14 protein-coding genes are annotated in these 18916 nt (G+C 46.2%); all 14 read right to left on the minus strand.

The window, feature by feature from the left end; all coding sequences use genetic code 11:
* Positions 1-90: 90 nt before the first annotated feature.
* Positions 91-2193: a polyribonucleotide nucleotidyltransferase gene (gene pnp, locus gpAD87_RS14950; protein ID WP_063566373.1), complete on the minus strand. Its 2103-nt coding sequence runs from the start codon at positions 2191-2193 to the stop codon at positions 91-93.
* A gap of 252 nt (positions 2194-2445) precedes the next feature.
* A complete protein-coding gene (gene rpsO, locus gpAD87_RS14955) occupies positions 2446-2715 on the minus strand; it encodes a 30S ribosomal protein S15 (RefSeq protein ID WP_056700672.1) in 270 nt (89 codons plus the stop codon).
* A gap of 159 nt (positions 2716-2874) precedes the next feature.
* Positions 2875-3813 (minus strand): bifunctional riboflavin kinase/FAD synthetase, encoded by a 939-nt coding sequence (locus tag gpAD87_RS14960; protein WP_064640955.1) that lies wholly within the window; start codon positions 3811-3813, stop codon positions 2875-2877.
* 66 nt (positions 3814-3879) lie between these two features.
* A complete protein-coding gene (truB, locus tag gpAD87_RS14965; RefSeq protein ID WP_064639045.1) occupies positions 3880-4803 on the minus strand; it encodes a tRNA pseudouridine(55) synthase TruB in 924 nt (307 codons plus the stop codon).
* Positions 4797-5774, minus strand: coding sequence for a DHH family phosphoesterase (locus gpAD87_RS14970; RefSeq protein WP_064639046.1), 978 nt, complete (start codon positions 5772-5774; stop codon positions 4797-4799). Before gpAD87_RS14970 ends, truB begins: the two co-directional genes overlap by 7 nt.
* 19 nt (positions 5775-5793) lie before the next feature.
* On the minus strand, positions 5794-6153 hold the full coding sequence (gene rbfA, locus gpAD87_RS14975; protein ID WP_063566376.1) for a 30S ribosome-binding factor RbfA: 360 nt from the start codon (positions 6151-6153) through the stop codon (positions 5794-5796).
* A 25-nt stretch (positions 6154-6178) separates the two neighbouring features.
* Complete coding sequence (infB, locus tag gpAD87_RS14980; RefSeq protein WP_064639047.1) at positions 6179-8764, minus strand: translation initiation factor IF-2; 2586 nt, start codon at positions 8762-8764, stop codon at positions 6179-6181.
* Entirely contained in the window at positions 8757-9086 is a 330-nt protein-coding gene (locus gpAD87_RS14985; RefSeq protein WP_029880929.1) for a YlxQ family RNA-binding protein, read from the minus strand. The genes infB and gpAD87_RS14985 overlap by 8 nt, the downstream gene beginning before the upstream one ends.
* The gene (rnpM, locus tag gpAD87_RS14990) at positions 9076-9384 is read right to left on the minus strand and encodes an RNase P modulator RnpM (RefSeq protein ID WP_053783828.1); all 309 of its coding nucleotides are present in this window, start codon (positions 9382-9384) and stop codon (positions 9076-9078) included. Before rnpM ends, gpAD87_RS14985 begins: the two co-directional genes overlap by 11 nt.
* A 27-nt stretch (positions 9385-9411) precedes the next feature.
* The gene (gene nusA, locus gpAD87_RS14995) at positions 9412-10509 is read right to left on the minus strand and encodes a transcription termination factor NusA (protein ID WP_063566378.1); all 1098 of its coding nucleotides are present in this window, start codon (positions 10507-10509) and stop codon (positions 9412-9414) included.
* Positions 10510-10632: 123 nt separating this feature from the next.
* The gene (rimP, locus tag gpAD87_RS15000; protein WP_062326086.1) at positions 10633-11094 is read right to left on the minus strand and encodes a ribosome maturation factor RimP; all 462 of its coding nucleotides are present in this window, start codon (positions 11092-11094) and stop codon (positions 10633-10635) included.
* A gap of 259 nt (positions 11095-11353) precedes the next feature.
* Entirely contained in the window at positions 11354-15673 is a 4320-nt protein-coding gene (locus gpAD87_RS15005; RefSeq protein WP_064639048.1) for a PolC-type DNA polymerase III, read from the minus strand.
* 354 nt (positions 15674-16027) lie between these two features.
* The gene (proS, locus tag gpAD87_RS15010; protein WP_064639049.1) at positions 16028-17482 is read right to left on the minus strand and encodes a proline--tRNA ligase; all 1455 of its coding nucleotides are present in this window, start codon (positions 17480-17482) and stop codon (positions 16028-16030) included.
* Between the two features lie 62 nt (positions 17483-17544).
* Complete coding sequence (rseP, locus tag gpAD87_RS15015) at positions 17545-18816, minus strand: RIP metalloprotease RseP (RefSeq protein WP_063566381.1); 1272 nt, start codon at positions 18814-18816, stop codon at positions 17545-17547.
* Positions 18817-18916: the final 100 nt, after the last annotated feature.

The following is an 18916-nucleotide window of genomic DNA, read 5'->3' on the forward strand; positions in this document are numbered from 1 at the left end:
AAAGGTATTTAAACGTTAAAAAAAGAGGCAGAAATTCACATTCTGTCTCTTCATTCAATCTATCTTTTCAAAAAAATGATGGCACGCAGCCTATGATTGAGCTGGAGCTTCGGCAGTCAATACGGCTTTGCGGGACAAGTTGATACGGCCTTGTGGGTCAATTTCCGTTACTTTTACCGTAATGGAATCACCAATGGCAACAACATCTTCCACTTTAGCGACACGCTCTGTGGACAATTGTGAGATGTGTACCAGACCTTCTTTGTTCGGCAGCACTTCAACAAATGCACCAAACTTCTCAACACGTTTTACTTTACCTACATAAATCTCGCCGACCAGTACTTCACGTACGATGCCTTCGATAATCGATTTGGCTTTATCATTCATCTCTTGATTGGAAGAAGCGATAAAGACACGTCCATCTTGTTCAATATCAATTTTAACACCGGTTTCCTCGATGATTTTATTGATAATTTTACCACCTGCACCGATAACATCACGGATTTTGTCCGGATTGATATGCATGGTTGTAATTTTAGGTGCATATTGTGACAACTGCTCACGTGGAGTTTTCATCACTTCGGTCATTTTGCTCAAGATGTGCATACGACCTTCTTTGGCTTGAGCCAATGCTTCGGACAAAATTTGACGATCAATACCATCAATTTTGATATCCATTTGAATAGCTGTTACACCATCAGGTGTTCCTGCTACTTTGAAGTCCATGTCACCGAGGTGATCTTCCATACCTTGAATATCACTCAGGATGGATACATGGTCTCCGTCTTTGATAAGACCCATAGCTACACCCGCAACTGGAGCTTTGATTGGTACACCTGCATCCATCATAGCCAATGTGCTGGCACAGATACTTGCCTGGGAAGTTGAACCGTTGGATTCCAATACTTCGGATACCAGACGAATTGTGTATGGGAAGTCTGTTTCGGAAGGAATTACTTTGGAAAGAGCACGCTCACCCAGAGCACCATGTCCGATTTCGCGACGGCCTGGAGCACGCAATGGACGAGCTTCACCTACGCTGAACGGCGGGAAGTTGTAGTGATGCATGAAACGTTTCGTTTCTTCAAGACTGATTCCGTCCAAAATTTGAACATCACCCAATGCACCAAGTGTACAAATGCTGAGCGCCTGTGTTTGTCCACGAGTGAACAGACCTGAACCGTGAGTACGTGGCAGCAGGGAAGTATCACATTCAATTGGACGGATCTCAGCGAGTCCACGTCCATCCGGACGAACTTTATCATGTGTGATAAGGCGGCGCACTTCTTCTTTAACGATATCGTGCAGCACTTCTTTCACATCTTTGAGCAGTTCTGGAGTCTCAATATACTTCTCTTCGAAGTGAGCAACGGTTTCGTCATTCACAAGATCGATTGCATCCTGACGCGCATGTTTTTCAGCAATTTTAACAGCTTCAACCAGACGAGCACTGGCGAACTCACGTACACTGCTGTTAACTTCAGCATTAACGGCATGCAATTTCACAGCCATTTTTTCTTTACCAGCCACTTGTACGAGTTGTTCGATGACTGCAACAATGTTCTTGATCTCGTCATGTCCGAACATGATTGCTTCCAGCATTACTTCTTCCGGAACTTCGTTCGCTTCCGCTTCAACCATCATGATGGCATCTTTGGTTCCTGCAACAACAAGTTCAATCTCACTTACTTCAAGCTGTGCAATCGTTGGGTTGATGATGAACTCACCATTAATACGTCCAACTTTTACGCCACCAATCGGTCCGCTAAATGGAACATCCGAAATGCTCAGTGCAGCCGATGTACCGATCATGGCAGCAATTTGCGGTTCACAGTCCTGATCCACACTCATAACGATATTCAGAACTTGTACATCATTACGGAAACCTTCCGGGAACAAAGGACGAATCGGACGGTCTGTCAAACGGCTCGAAAGAATTGCTTTCTCACTTGGTCTGCCTTCACGTTTAATAAATCCACCTGGGATTTTACCTACGGCATACAATCTTTCTTCATAGTTTACCGTTAATGGGAAAAAGTCCAGATCTTTAGGCTCACTTGATGCTGTCACGGTACACAATACAACGGTATCCCCGTACGTTACCTTAACGGCAGCATTAGCCTGCTTGGCCAAACGCCCTGTTTCAAGCGTAAGCGTTCTTCCACCAAGCTGCATTTCAACACGCTGTTCCATGAAATCCCTCCTTTTATTCGTTCCTAACACAATGGATTCTGCATTTTCACAGTATTTCCTGCTTGTCCTGCATTCATTAACTCTACAGCAACATGCTCACTTGCAAAACAAAAGCTCCTTGCGGAGCCATCAGCTACAAATATATGGCAACATGTTCATCTACAAAACAACCCGGCTGTAAGCTCCGCTTGTCCTTTTAGACAAAGGAATGACGGATAACAGCCAGGTTGATTTTGAAAACATGTACGATAATTAACGACGCAATCCGAGTTTTTCGATCAGTGCGCTGTAACGTTTAACATCTTTGTTTTTCACGTAAGCCAAAAGCTTACGACGTTGACCTACCATTTTCAAAAGTCCACGACGTGAGTGGTGGTCTTTCTTGTGCGTACGCAAGTGGTCTGTCAAACTTCTGATGTTTTCCGTAAGGATAGCAACTTGCACCTCAGGTGATCCAGTATCGGACTCATGAGTTTTGTGCTCGTCGATCAGTTGTTGTTTACGTTCTTGAGTCAATGCCATCCTATTCACCTCCTTCATTAGAATCGCCATTAGCCTCGTCACCGCCGGTGAGAGCAAGTAACCAAGCCAAGGTTATGTGTTGTCTCAAACGACAACGTAGTACATTATATCATAGTTGCCCAGACAAAGTAAATGTAAACATGTATTTTGTCCTGAGCCTTACGATAATAGGCGGGCGGCGGTTAATGCATCTTCACGAATCTGACTGATCAAAGCATCAATCGAGTCAAATTTTCGCTCTGCACGAATGTAGTGAACGAGATCAACCTTTAATTCCTGGTCATATATCTGCCCATCAAAATCAAGCAAGTGCACCTCAAACGTAGGTTTCATCCCGTTTTCGTGAAAGGTAGGTTTCACACCAAGGTTCATGACGCCACGCAGTTCCTGCTCCCCATACTGCACACGAACAGCGTAAACACCTTTCGCTGGCGTAACATAATGATCCGTAAGTTCAAGGTTAGCGGTAGGGAAACCAATGGTCCGCCCACGCTTCTCTCCATGAATTACGATTCCCCTGATGCTGTAAGGTCGTCCGAGCCATTGACTGGCTTCGTCCATTTCTCCACGCTTCAACAGGCCACGAATGAGAGAACTGCTTACCTTCTCGCCACTTAACAGGAATGGAGGCACAGTCTCCACAGTCATTTCGCCTTCTCCCAATGTGCGAAGAAGCTGCTCATCCCCTGCTCCCTTGTGACCGAAGCGGAAGTCAAAACCAACTACCGCTGTTCGAGTCTGAAGCGGAAGCAGCAGATCATGTGCGAATTGCTGCGGCGTCAACCTTGAGAACTCCTCATTGAATTCGACCACGTAGAGCACGTCTACACCCATCCCTGCCAGGATGTCTTCTTTATCTCTCAAGGGAGTTAAATAACCCTCGTAATCCCCTTTGCGCATAACTTCCTTCGGATGAGGATGAAAGGTCATCACCGCTGCCTGCATGCCCGTTTCGCGTGCAATGCGGACAGCTGACAAAATGACACTTGCATGTCCGAGATGCAGCCCGTCAAATTGACCGATCGCGAGCACTTGGGGATGTGTGCCCTGAACAGCCGATTGTAACGTCTGCGGATAGGTTAGCATTACGGTTTTCACAATCATTCACCTGCATTTCACTTGATAGGCCAGGCTTGAGTACCACCACTCAAACCAGGAACCTCTTTATTCCGGCAAAAAGACTTTAACAGCTCTCACCGTTGCTTTCAATTCATCCCGCTCAAATATCCCCAGAAACGTCCCATCCTGATCATATAACCGCAGTAGACCAGGTTGCTCTGCAGGCGGTTCGAGCAAACGCGCCGATAATTTCTGGCCCTGAAGCGCTCCCTTGGTCTGATCCGCACCCACCGTATGAGCCGGAATGGAAGAGATGGCTTCATCAACCGGAATCAACACCTCGGCTAACGTTCCATCGATCATGCGTTGTTCCACTTCTTCAAAATGAAGGCAATGATCAGCAGAAATCCCAGCCGATATCGTACGCTCCAGGTGTAGCATGGTGGACGGATATCCCAATTTTTTGCCGATATCCACGCATAACGTTCGAATGTATGTCCCTTTGGAACATAAAGCACGGAACGATATATCCGTAGTGTCGCCTTGATTCTCAATTCCTGTCAATTCCAGCTCATAGATCGTAACTTCCCGACTCTTGCGCTCTACCGTTTTTCCTTCACGAGCTAACTCGTAAAGACGTTTCCCATCCACTTTGACTGCAGAATACATAGGTGGAACCTGTGAGATGGTGCCCAGGAATTGCTCCAGTACCTGCTGAACCTGCTCCTGTGTCACTTTAACAGCCGTCTCCGACCGCTCAATAACTTCACCTGTCATATCCTCCGTGTCAGTAGACAGACCCAGTCGTAGCGTTGCCAGGTATTCCTTGGGAAGCTCCTGCATGTACTCCACCACGCGTGTTGCCCGTCCTAGGCAAAGCGGTAGTACGCCAGTAACTTGCGGGTCCAATGTGCCTGTATGACCAATACGTTTCATTTTGAGAATGCGACGCATTTTGGCCACAACATCATGAGAAGTAAATCCCGCTGGTTTATACACCGGAAGTACACCTTCAAATGATTTTACCATTGAGCATTCACCTGCTTCAGCACTAGTTCCACGATATCTTTCAACTTGCCCTCTACGCGACATCCAGCTGCGAGTACATGTCCGCCTCCACCAAAGTTCTGTGCAAGCGAGGCAACATCAACTTTACCAGCTGACCGGAGAGATACTTTCACCGCATTATCATTGATTACTTTAAAAAAGATGCCCACTTCCACACCTTGAATGTTACGTGGGTAATTGACTACCCCTTCAAGATCTTCATTAGCTGCACCACAAGCAATCATGTCTTCAGGTGTAATGACCACCCAGGCAATCTTGCCATCGTCAGTCATTTGCAGGCTTGAGAGTGCCTGGTTCAATATACGGACTTGTGGGAGCGTAACCTGCTCAAGCAAAATCTGTGCAAGATAAGGTCCATCCACACCATGTTCAAGCAATTTGGATGCAGTGGTCATCACATTAGGACTCGTATTCGCATAGCGGAATCCACCTGTATCTGTTAGCAATCCTGTATAGACTGCTGTAGCCACATCTTTATTCCACTTCACTGGGAAAAGATTGAGGAAATCAAACAGAATTTCAGCCGTTGCTGCTGCGTCTGGCTTAATGATGTTTACTGTTCCATACGCGTCATTGGTCGGATGATGATCAATATTTAAAATGACAGCATCTTCTTCGAAATAATGACGAGTCAGGCCTACCCTGGAAAAGTCTGCACAATCCACACAGATAATCGCTTTATATTTCCGCGCCGGTGGTTGTTCGGTCATGTTCACGATCTTGCCAGCTTCCCACAGAAAATTCATGCGTTGTGGAATTTCACCTTCATTAATCATCGTGAATGTCTTGCCCAGACATGACAGCAGCCAGCCCACCGTTACCGTCGAGCTGACTGCGTCACCGTCCGGCTGTACATGCGACACGACCAGGTAATCATCATGCTCCAGCAGAAATTGCTTTCCGTCCTGAAGCGCCTGTTCATAAGTGTGCATTGCCGTCTCCTTTATTCTGTTACTGGGATTCGTTCTTGTCGGTACCGATATCACCAAGCAGCTTCTCAATTCGGCTGCCATATGCAATAGATTCGTCAATCTTGAATATCAACTCGGGAACATGTCGAAAACGGATACGCTTGCCCAGTTCTGAACGCAAAAATCCATTTGCTTTTGCCAGCGCTTTAAGCGAGTTATCCTTTTGTTCCTGTTCACCGAAGACACTCAGATAAACTTTGGCTTGCGACAAGTCGCCTGTCACTTCGACTCCCGTTACGGTAATAAAGCCGATACGAGGATCTTTCAGTTCAGACTGGATAAGCAGACTTAATTCTTTCTTGATCTGCTCGCCCACTCTACCTGTACGAATCTTAGCCATTGTTGTTCACCTCATGCTTCCTTGCTTATCGTTGTACTGTCTCCATAATGAAGGCTTCGATAACGTCGCCTTCTTTGAGATCATTGTATTTATCCAGCGTGATACCGCACTCGTAACCTTGGGCTACTTCTTTGGCATCATCTTTATAACGTTTCAGGGAATCCAGCTTGCCTTCGTAAAGGACGATGCCATCACGAATCAGACGTGCTTCCGCGGAACGCGTAATTTTACCGGAGGTAACCATACATCCAGCAATGGTACCGACTTTACTAATGGAGAACGTGCTACGAACTTCAGCATGACCGATTACTTTTTCTTTGTAAATCGGATCAAGCATACCTTTCATCGCTTGTTCAATTTCTTCGATAACGCTGTAGATAACGCGATGCAGACGAATGTCTACTTGCTCTTGATCTGCAGTCGCTTTCGCCTGATTATCAGGACGAACGTTGAAACCAATCACGATGGCATTGGATGCTGCAGCCAAAATGATGTCAGACTCTGTGATTGCACCAGCGCCGCTATGAATGATTTTCACGCGTACACCTTCAACTTCGATCTTCGCAAGGGAACCTTTCAATGCTTCAACCGAACCTTGTACGTCACCTTTGATGATTACGTTCAGATCTTTGATTTCACCGTCTTTGATGTGCTGGAACAGATCATCCAATGTCACACGTGTATTTGTACCCAAATCGGATTCACGTTGTGTAATGGCACGTTTGTCGGCGATAGAACGCGCTTTACGCTCATCTTCAAACACCATAAACGGATCTCCCGCACCTGGAACTTCAGTCAGACCAGTAATTTCTACAGGTGTTGAAGGTCCAGCTTCTTTTAAACGGCGACCTTTGTCATTTACCATCGCACGTACGCGACCGAAGCAGTTACCTGCAACAAAAGCATCTCCGACTTTCAGTGTACCATGCTGTACGAGAATACGGGCAACTGGGCCACGTCCTTTATCCAGCTCGGCTTCGATCACTGTACCACGGGCACGTTTGTCCGGGTTTGCTTTGTACTCATTCACTTCTGCAACGAGCAGGATCATTTCAAGCAGACCTTCTAGACCGATTCTTTGTTTCGCCGAAACGTTAACAAAGATGGTGTCGCCGCCCCACTCTTCCGGAACGAGTTCATAGTTGGTCAATTCTTGTTTTACTTTATCCGCATCTGCACCCGGCTTGTCAATTTTGTTGACAGCTACGATAATTGGCAGCCCAGCAGCTTTGGCATGGTTAATCGCCTCAACGGTTTGTGGCATAACACCATCATCTGCAGCTACAACAATAATTGTAATATCCGTAACCTGTGCTCCACGTGCACGCATAGCAGTAAACGCTTCGTGACCTGGTGTATCTAGGAACGTAATTTTTTTGTTGTTAATTTCAACTTGATAAGCACCGATATGCTGCGTGATACCGCCTGCTTCTCCGCCCGTTACATTCGTTGAACGAATCGCATCAAGCAATGTTGTTTTACCATGGTCAACGTGACCCATGATCGTAACTACCGGAGGACGAGACTGCAAATCAGCAGGATCATCATTCTCTTCAAGTGTTTCGAAGCGGTCATCTTCAAGGACAATTTTTACTTCAACCTCAACACCGAACTCTCCAGCAAGCAGCAGGATTGTTTCGATATCAAGCTCTTGGTTAATCGTTGCCATTACACCCATCGCAATGAGTTTTTTGATAACTTCGGAAGCATCTTTATGGAGCAACTTCGCTGTTTCACCAACTGTCATGTCACCACGTACGATGATTTTCTTAGGTGTGTTATCAATTTTCTCACGTTGTTGGTACTGTTGTTGATTTCTGTTGCGATTGTTCTTACCGCCACGATTACCGCGGAAGTTGCCGCCACGGTTATCGTCATAACGACGTCCACCGCCACCGCTGTTCGAACGGTTGCCGCTATTATTGTTGTTATTGCCGGAATTACCTTGGCCGCCTCTGCGTTGGCCTTGTCCTGAGCTCTGTCCTTGGCCACCAGTACGGTTGCCGCCAGTGCCAGTGTTGCCACTGCTAGTCGGTCCTGCGCTTCTTGTTTGACCGCCACCGCTATTCGATGGACGTTGACCCGTACTTTGCGGACGGGATGCTGTACTGCTTTGTCCACCTTGAGCTGGTCTTGGACGATTACTTGATTGTCCTCCTTGGCTTGAGCCTTGGGAAGAGTTCGTTCTGTTGCGGCTGTCTTGGCCGCTAGGTCTTTGGGAGCCATTGTTATTGTTGGAATTTGGTCTATTGTTCATACCTACCTGCTTTTCCTGTTGTATTTTTGTTTGTACGGGACTACCGGATGGGTTACTGCTATTCGGCGTGTTCACTCCGCCGGCCGGCTTGTTGCTGTCCACTGTTTTGTCACTGCGCACTGACGAAGTAGCAACGGATTTTGCTTCGTTACTTTGTTTGGAAGCGGCAGTGGATTTTATATCTTTAAAAAATTGTTCCACCTTACCGACTGAACCATTCTCCATGACACTCATATGATTGTTTACGGGAATATCCAGCTTTTTAAGAATGGTTATAATTTCTTTACTACTCATATTGAGGGACTTCGCATATTCATAAACTCGCAATTTATCCTTGTTTTCCTGTTTACTCAATATACTCCACCTCCGACATTATACCGACTTGCTTGGAGATCATTTTTGCAAACCCTCGATCCGTTACTGCAAGAACAACCCGCGTTTCTTTACCGATACTTGAACCCAGACTATCCCGGTCAAATCCGATCACCAGTGGAACTTTATATGTCCCGCATTTGTCGCGAAATTTCTTTTGTGTATTGGCCGAGGCGTCACCCGCAACAATAACCATTTTAGCTTCGGAAGAACGGATCGCTTTAAGTACAATTTCTTCACCTGTCACAAGTTTGCCTGCACGCATGGAGAGTCCCAGATAAGACAATGTTTTATTATTCATCATGTTCACGCTCCTGTGCTGCTATGAATTCGTCCTCTACCGCAACGAAATCAGCTGCCAATTGCTCATAAATTTCCGGTGAGACTTTGCCCTTTAGCGCCCGATCCAAAGACCGGTTTTTGAGTGCAAGCTTAAAACAGGACTCTTTGCCGCATAAATAAGCACCACGTCCGGACTTTTTGCCAGTCAAATCGATCAGCACTTCATCCTCTGGCGTTTTAACGATACGGATCAGCTGCTTTTTGGGCATCATTTCCTGACACGCCACACATTTGCGCAGCGGTACTTTTTTAGTTTTCATACGTTAGCGCCCCCCCCGTGCTTTACTTTAGTCGACGGAGACGGAATCTTGGTGCATTTCCGAAGAAGAATCTTTCTCTCTGCCGAATTCCTGTTCCGCCTGGCTCTCGCTCTTAATGTCGATTTTCCAGCCGGTCAGTTTGGCTGCCAATCGGGCATTTTGGCCTTTAATCCCAATGGCGAGGGACAGCTGATAGTCAGGAACAATAACCCGAGCCATCTTTTCTTCCTCGAATACTTGAACTTCCAATACTTTGGAAGGACTAAGTGCATTAGCCACATATTCGTCTACCTGATCGGAGAAACGAACGATGTCAATTTTTTCACCGCGCAGCTCACCCACAATGGTCTGCACGCGGATTCCCTTAGGACCTACACATGATCCAACCGGATCAACTTCCTCATTGCGGGAATGAACAGCAATCTTGGAGCGGAAGCCCGCTTCACGTGCGACGGAGCGAATCTCAACCACACCATCGAAAATTTCAGGTACTTCCAGTTCAAAGAGACGTTTCAACAAGCCCGGATGTGTACGGGACAAAATGATTTGCGGCCCTTTGGTCGTATTCTCGACCTTGGTGATGTACGCTTTAATACGGTCACCATGAACAAACTTCTCGTTCGGCATCAATTCGGTCAGCGGCAATGCCGCTTCGATTTTGCCCAGATCGATGTAGATATTGCGCAAATCCTGACGCTGCACCACTCCCGTAACGATATCTTCTTCCTTATCAACGAAAGCGTTGTAGATCAGGCCGCGTTCGGCTTCACGAATCCGCTGGGTCACTACCTGTTTGGCAGTTTGTGCGGCGATACGTCCGAAATCACGCGGCGTAACTTCAATCTCCGCAATATCTTCCAGCTGGAAGTGTGGGTTGATCTCGCGTGCAGCAGGCAATGAAATTTCGGTACGTGAATCCAGGACTTCTTCCACGATCAATTTGCGGGCATACACCCGGATAACACCCGTATTGCGGTTCATGTCAACACGCACATTCTGGGCGGTGTTGAAATTACGCTTGTAGCTGGAGATAAGTGCTGCCTCGATCGCTTCAAACAGCACGTCCTTGCTGATCCCTTTTTCCCGCTCCAATTCATTCATTGCTTCAATAAAATCCATACTCATGAATGTTGATCCCCCTTTCAAACATGGCATCTCATACGTAAAACGGCGAAAGGCTCTAGACTCATGAGCACCTTGCCGTTATCGTGAGATGTGTCTTTTTTCATTAATAAGTGAACAAGGCACTTAAAACAGAATGGCCAGGCGCGCACTCGCAACCTTGTCATAAAGAATGGCATGCTGTTTCTTGCCTGCTTCGATCACAAGTTCCCCGTCATCAAAGGAAAGCAGCTTGCCTTCAAATTCCTTTATTCCATTTACCGGCTCGTAGGTTGTAACAAATACATTTTTACCTACGGATTTGGCAACGTCCTCTGGTTTTTTCAGTGGACGCTCCGCACCGGGAGAAGACACTTCAAGGAAATAGATGGTCGGAATCGGATCGTTCTCATCCAGCTTGGCGCTTAGCTTTTCGCTGATCAAGACACAATCATCGATGTCGATGCCACCCTCTTTGTCGACATACACCCGTAAAAACCAGTTGCTGCCTTCTTTGACGTATTCGATGTCAACCAGCTCGAAGCCTTGTTCGTTCAAGTAGGGTTGGATCATTTCTTCCACGGTAGATTTAATGTTCGTTGTGCTCAAAACCGATAACCTCCAACTTAGGTTACACCAGCAAATAATGACTGGCAATTTCTTCATTACCCAAGATTCTTGTATACCAAAGACTAAAGAGTGGGTTTCCCCACTCTTTAGAAATTCGTACTATCTCGTTCACTTCAAAAATTATAACATAGTCTGGTAATAGTGACAAGTAAGCGATCACTCAGCCATTTTAACTACTAATGAAGAAAAATTTACGTAATCACATCAAAGACCATAAATGGGTACTCAAAATGTCATTTTAGAACAAGGATAATTGATTGCTTTCCGGCAAACCGCGGAAGCATCCCATGCTCGTCAGCAATTCAACAATTGTTTTACTTGCTTTGGACTTCTGCTGGAAATCTTCAATCGAAAGGAATTCTCCATGCTCTCTTGCCGCAGCGATATTGCGTGCAGCATTATCCCCGATTCCTCCCAGTGCCGAAAACGGAGGAATAAGTGAATTTCCGTCGACGATAAACTTCGTCGCTTCCGAACGATACAGATCAATCGGCTTGAGCGAGAATCCGCGTGCTGCCATTTCCAATGCCATCTCAAGGACAGGCAGCATATTTTTTTCTTTTGGCGGTGCCTGGAAACCTAATTGTTCAATCTCTACGATCTTCCGATAGATAGGCTCATAGCCCTGACATACCAGTTCAATGTCAAACTCATCCGCACGAACTGTGAAGTATGTCGCGTAGTATTCAATTGGGTGATACAGCTTAAAGAAAGCTGTACGTACTGCAGAGATAACGTAAGCGGCCGCGTGGGCCTTTGGAAACATGTACTGGATTTTAAGACAGGAATCGATGTACCATTGCGGCACTTTGCAATTTTTCATCTCATCAATCCATTCTTGCGGCAAACCACGTCCCTTACGCACACTCTCCGTAATTTTAAAGGCAAGACTGGCGTCCATGCCCGCTTTATAGATCAGGAACAACATGATATCATCCCGGCAACCAATCACCGTTTTGATGTTACAAGTTCCATTTTTAATTAGATCTTGTGCGTTACCAAGCCATACCCCCGTACCATGAGACAATCCAGAGATCTGGAGTAGATCGGCAAAAGACGAAGGCTGGGATTCTATAAGCATCTGACGTACAAACTTCGTCCCCATCTCTGGTACACCAAAAGTGGCAACTGGTGAACGAATCTGCTCTGGCGTAACGCCGAGTGCCTCGGTAGAGTTGAACATGCTCATAACCTTAGGATCATTCATCGGAATGGTCGTTGGATCGATACCTGTCAAATCCTGCAGCATCCGCATCATGGTTGGATCATCGTGCCCCAGAATATCGAGTTTTAGCAAGTTCTCTTCAAAGGCGTGATAGTCAAAGTGTGTTGTTTTCCACTCCGCATTAACGTCATCCGCCGGGAATTGTACAGGCGTTACATCTTCCACTTCAATATAATCCGGTACAACAACAATACCACCGGGATGCTGTCCTGTACTACGTTTAACCCCGGTACAACCGGAGGCCAAACGGTTAAGTTCTGCTCCGCGCCATTTCTTATGATGTTCTTCCTCATATTTCTTGGCAAAACCAAATGCTGTTTTCTCAGCTACCGTACCAATTGTGCCCGCACGGAACACACTCTTTTCGCTGAAAAGCACCTTCGTATAGTTGTGGGCATGCGGTTGATAATCACCCGAGAAGTTCAAGTCAATATCGGGAACCTTGTCCCCTTTAAAGCCAAGGAAAGTCTCAAACGGAATATCCTGCCCTTCGCCTTTTAACCGGCCTCCACAATCAGGGCATTCTTTCTCAGGAAGGTCAAATCCACTCGGCACACTGCCGTCGAGGAACCACTCACTGTGCTTACACTCCGGATTCACACAAATATAGTGTGCTGGCAACGGATTAACCTCGGAAATACCCAGGAAAGTAGCAACTACAGAGGAACCAACTGATCCCCGGGAGCCGACAAGGTAGCCGTCCTGATTCGATTTTTTAACCAAACGTTCCGAGATCAGATAGTTGGCAGAAAAACCGTATTTGATGATTGGATTCAATTCTTTCTCCAGTCGTGCCACAATTACTTCCGGTAGTTCCTCACCATAAATCGACTTGGCGGTATTATAGCAGGTATTACGGATTTCATCGTCCGCACCTTCCAGAATCGGGGTGAACAGCTTGTCCGGGAACAACTTGATTTCCTCGAACCGATCCGCCAATTCAACCGTATTCGTCACGACAACTTCGTAGGCTTTATCTTGGCCCAGGTACTGGAACTCTTCCAGCATTTCATCCGTCGTTCTTAGGTGAGCATCCGGTTTACGTTGATCTTTGAGTGGGCTGAACCCTGTAATTCCGTGAATGGTGATATCCCGATATAGCTTATCGCGCGGCTCCAGATAATGCACGTTACCTGTGGCTATTACTGGTTTCCCCAATTTTTGACCAATGTCAACAACTTTACGAACAGCGAGCTTCAATTCCTCTGGTGTAGCCACCAGCCCTTTGTCCACCAAATGCATATACATTGTCAGAGGCTGGATTTCCAGAATGTCATAGAAATGCGCTATCTCTTCCGCCTCTTCAAGCGATTTGTTTAGCACAGCCTCGAAAAACTCACCTTTTTCACAACCGGATAAAATAATGAGACCTTCACGCAAATTGATCAGCTTCGACTTTGGAATACAAGGCACCCGTTTGAAATGCTCCGTATGGGAAAGTGATACCAGTTTATAAAGATTCTTTTTACCAACATCATTCAAAGCATAGATGCCGCAATGGAATGGACGCGTGTTAGAGAGATCAACTCCGACATAATCGTTAAGCCGATCAAGCATGGTCAGGCCTTTCATCTGGGCGGCATCATTAACCAATCCATTCAGTATACCTGCGAGCGCAATCGTATCATCAATCGCCCGGTGATGACTTTCCAGTGCTACTTTATATTTATCCGCCAGCGTATTCAGACGGTGGTTCTTCATTTTTGGATATAACAACCGTGCCAATTCCAACGTATCGAGGACAGGGTTCAGAAGCTCAGGCATACCAAGCTGTTTCAGCGAAGCCTGAATAAAGCCCATATCGAATCGCGCATTATGCGCAACCAATACGCCATCTCCGGCAAACTTCACAAAATCACGGATAACCGGTTCTAGCTCAGGTGCATCCTTCACCATTTCATCGTTAATGTTAGTCAACTGCTGAATGTTATATGGGATGCGCTCATGCGGATTTACAAACGTAGCAAAGCGGTCAATTTCTTTACCGTCCTCTACCTTCACAGCCGCAATTTCGATAATCTTGTTCTGGGTTACAGACAGACCTGTGGTCTCAATATCAAAGACGATATATGTCGCTGATTTGAGTTCCAATGGCTGTGGTGCCAGTACAACAGCAACTGAATCATTCACCACATTGGCCTCAAGGCCGTAGATCATTTTAATTCCGTTTTTCTTGGCCGCTTTGGATGCCTCCGGATACACCTGCACACCGCCATGATCACTTACGGCGATAGCCTTGTGTCCCCATTCCGCTGCAGTCTTTACGTATTTGTCGATCGAAGTTACGGCATCCATTGTACTCATTGTGGAGTGCAAATGGAACTCAACCCGTTTCTCAGCTGCATCATCCTTACGGGATGGTGGTGCCTTTACTTCTACCAAGTCTGAAGGAATCATGGCAAGTTCCGGAATTTGCATAAACCGGTCGTATTCTACACGGCCACGCACTTTCACCCATTTTCCATTGGCCAGTAGGCTCAGGATTTTGACATCCTCTTTTGTTTTGGCAAACATCTTCATTTGCATGGAATCTGTGAAATCCGTCAGATAAAAAGTAAACAAGGTATTCCCGTTCCGCAATTCCTTGCGATCCAGACCGAAGACCGTTCCCTGCAACGCAACCTTTTTCTCTTCATCTTGAATTTCCTGCATAGGTACAGGTGGTTCCTTGATCTCATATCCCATCTGTAAGCGAACATCGCCCTGTTCTTCCTCTTCAGGCATTTCGGAGTCCACTTCACTCATCATCTGTTCGATAACTTGAAGCTCTTCTTCCCGCTTCTTGAGCTGGAATTGTTCCATTGCCTCTTTGTTGCTTTCAACCTCACCAACCAGCAATTTGACCCGCAAGGGAAGTTGAAAATACTTATCGTAAAAAGTAGTTATAGCCTGATCGATCTGCTTCTTCTTCGCGAGCTCCATCGACATGGCATCGCTCATAGTCAATTGCAGCAGATCCGCTTCACATTCGAACTTGGTACGATTCATCCAACCATTAACAGATGGAATCTCCCGTGTAACCCACTCAAGGAACAAGTTCCAATACTCACGGACAATATCACCAATCTCGACCTGCTCACTATATTTGAAACCAAACGTAATCTTGGAAATATGATTCATTTTCTCCTGAATGTGCAGGCAAAATGTTCGATAGATTGGAGCAGGAACCAAGGTATCCTTTGCAATCACAATAGTCCAGTCGCGGTTGCTACGGCTTGTCTCCACCCGTTCAATCCATCCATCCAAAAAGTAGGGCTCTATCAGGCCAGCTGGAAGCTCCGTCTGTTTCATCAACAACTCAAATCGTTTTCTCTTCTCCTCGAATCCACTCATCGTGTTCCTCCTTGTACCCCCTTAAAACAGGAAAAGCCTCTGCATTCAAAAATGTCCCCGATCCGAACCCGCACCGACTCATTTTATCCGACAGAAGCTCTCCATTCCTTACTCTTACAGTCCGTATGTGCCGTTATATAAATTGAACAAAAAGATATTTACACTTACCACTCCGATAACAGAACAACCTTCCGATCGCTGTTATCCCAGAAAATCCGGGGATAAAGGCGCAGCGTATGCTTCCGATGTAGCTTTCTTTCAGAAAGCTTTTAGCTCCGCTTCTTCAGGTTATTTCTGTTCTCTACGTTCTCATGTAAATGTTTAGTTCAATCTATATAGTCAGGTTATCCTGACTTAATACGCTCTTGCAAACACTACCGTGTGTTTCGCTTGTTCACCACAAGCCAAGCACGTATGCTTTTCTTCCGCAGGCTGGAACGGAATGTTCCGGCTTGTTGCACCTGTTACTTCTCTTACTTTATCTTCGCAAGCTTCTGAACCGCACCATCCAGCCAGTGTGAACCCGCGTTTGTTCTCCATCAGTTCCTTCATCTCATCAAGCGTATCTACAGAGTAGAAGTTGTCCGACATAAACGTGCGAGCACGTTGCAGCATATCGGCTTGCACTTGAGTCAGCATAGCCTGGATTTCTTCCACCAGATTTGCTTGTTCAACGACTTTCTTCTCTCCCGTAATCCGGGAAACGAGAACACACACACCGTTCTCCATATCACGCGGGCCAATTTCGAGACGAATCGGAACACCACGCATCTCATATTCGTTGAATTTCCAGCCTGGACGAACATCACTGCGATCATCCATTTTCACACGAATTCCCGCTTGTTTCAGTTCAGCGAACAACTCGTCCGCACGGCCTACAACGGCATCACGTGTTTTTGGCGGTCCAATTGGAATCATGACCACTTGTGTTGGTGCAACTTTAGGAGGAAGAACCAGACCACGGTCATCCCCGTGAACCATGATTAACGCACCGATCAGACGTGTGCTTGTTCCCCATGAAGTGGTGTGAGCCAGTTCCAACACATTGTTGCGGCTAAGATACTGGATCTCAAATGCTTTTGCAAAATTCGTACCCATATAATGAGAAGTTCCGGCTTGTACCGCACGTCCATCCTTCATCATCGCTTCGATGGAGAAGGTGTCTACAGCACCTGCAAATTTCTCGGATTTTGTTTTCTGACCTGTAATGACGGGAATCGCCAGATATTCTTCCACAACTTCGCGGTAGATTTCAAGCATTTTCATCGTCTCTTCACGTGCTTCTTCTTCTGTCTCATGCGCCGTATGGCCCTCTTGCCACAAGAACTCGGTTGTGCGAAGGAAAGGCAGTGTTCTCTTCTCCCAGCGAACCACGTTCGCCCATTGGTTGATAAGCACCGGTAAGTCACGATACGACTTAATCCACTTGGAGTACATGTGACCAATGATGGTTTCCGAGGTTGGGCGGATCGCCAGACGCTCTTCCAGCTTTTCTCCGCCTGCTTCCGTTACCCAAGGCAATTCGGGATTGAAGCCTTCAACATGTTCTTTTTCTTTTTGGAAAAAGCTCTCGGGAATGAACATCGGGAAGTAGGCATTACGATGACCCGTTTCACGGAAACGACGGTCCATCTCATCCTTGATATGCTCCCAGATTTCGAAGCCGTCTGGTTTGAAAACAATACAACCGCGTACGGGTGAATAGTCCATGAGATCAGCTTTTTTAATAACATCAATGTACCAGCGTGAGAAATCCTCGCCCTGAGGTGTAATTTCAGTCACGAACTGTTTATCATTTTCCTTTGACATAAGACTCCAGCGTCCTCCCATAACGACTATCTCTGAATAGTCAGAGCGTAGTCAAACCATAATTATCCGTTAATTAATCGTAATATATCATTGTATGTTACTGCTAGCATCAGTACAAACAACATCGCGAAGCCGACAAAATGAACCATGCCTTCCCGATTGGGGTCAACAGGTCTGCCTCGCAGACCTTCAATTCCGAGGAATACAAGACGGCTTCCGTCTAGCGCAGGAATCGGCAACAGGTTGAAAATACCGAGGTACAGACTCAGAATAGCTGCCCATCTCGTCAACTGTTCAATACCCTGCTTCGCAATTTGGCCTGTTACTTCAAAAGTACGCACAGGACCACCAATATCATCCATGTTAAACTGATTGATCAAATGTTTGAAGCCTTCAAAGATTACTCTCGTTGTATCGACCATCGCTATCCCTGACACTTTAAAGGTTTCTACAAATCCAACAGATCGGGTTGGCAGTGTTGGCACAATTCCGACCTTACCGCCTTCTTGACCTTCTACTGCACGAGGTGTGATCGTTATATTAAACGTTTCATTCCCCCGACGCAGTGTCCATTCCATCGGTTTGTCTTTGGAATCGGCAATCATCGTCACCATTTTTTGCGAATCCGTACCAATAGCAGTACCATTGATCGTCTCAATGATATCTCCCTTTTGCAAATTCGCCTGGTAGGCAGCTCCACCTTCAAGCACTTCACCAATTTCCAGATTTTTCGGATTCTCAACTGGAACCCCAGCCATTTGTGCATAGACTGCAAATAAAACAAATGCCAGGATGAAATTCATGAGTGGTCCGGCAAAAATCGCCATTGCCCGCTGACCCACCGTTTTACTGCCAAATTGGCGATCTTTCGGTGCAATCTGGGTTTGTTTTCCACGACTAACCAACATCGCTTGCGGATGTATCCGGTACTGCTGAATTTCACCATCCACATCGAGTTGCAATTTCAATGCATTCTCCATATCAATAGAGATCACTTCACCACGAATTACATTTTTGCGATTATCCAATTGATCGAGGTAGATCATTTTGACTTGGTCATCAGCCGACCTTACTGCAATGGTCTGACCTTCTTGAATTTCTACCAGTTCCGGGTCTTCCCCAGCCATACGTGCATATCCGCCAAAAGGCAGCAAACGCAGTGTGAACTGGGTCTCGTTTCTTTTATATGAGAACAATTTGGGACCAAAACCGATCGCAAATTCCCGTACAAGAATACCGGCGCGTTTGGCAAAATAATAATGTCCCCATTCATGAACCGTCACGATGACAAAGAACATGAGCACCGTTAGAAATACCACTTGTATGGTTTCCAATCCCTATCCATCCTCCTTCACGGCACGAACCGCAGTCTGTCCCTTTAGATTATCATTATTCTCTGATGCCGCACAAGAGAATCACTTCTTCCATTTTATC

The sequence above is a fragment of the Paenibacillus sp. AD87 genome (assembly GCF_001659845.1).
Lineage (GTDB): Bacteria > Bacillota > Bacilli > Paenibacillales > Paenibacillaceae > Paenibacillus > Paenibacillus marchantiae.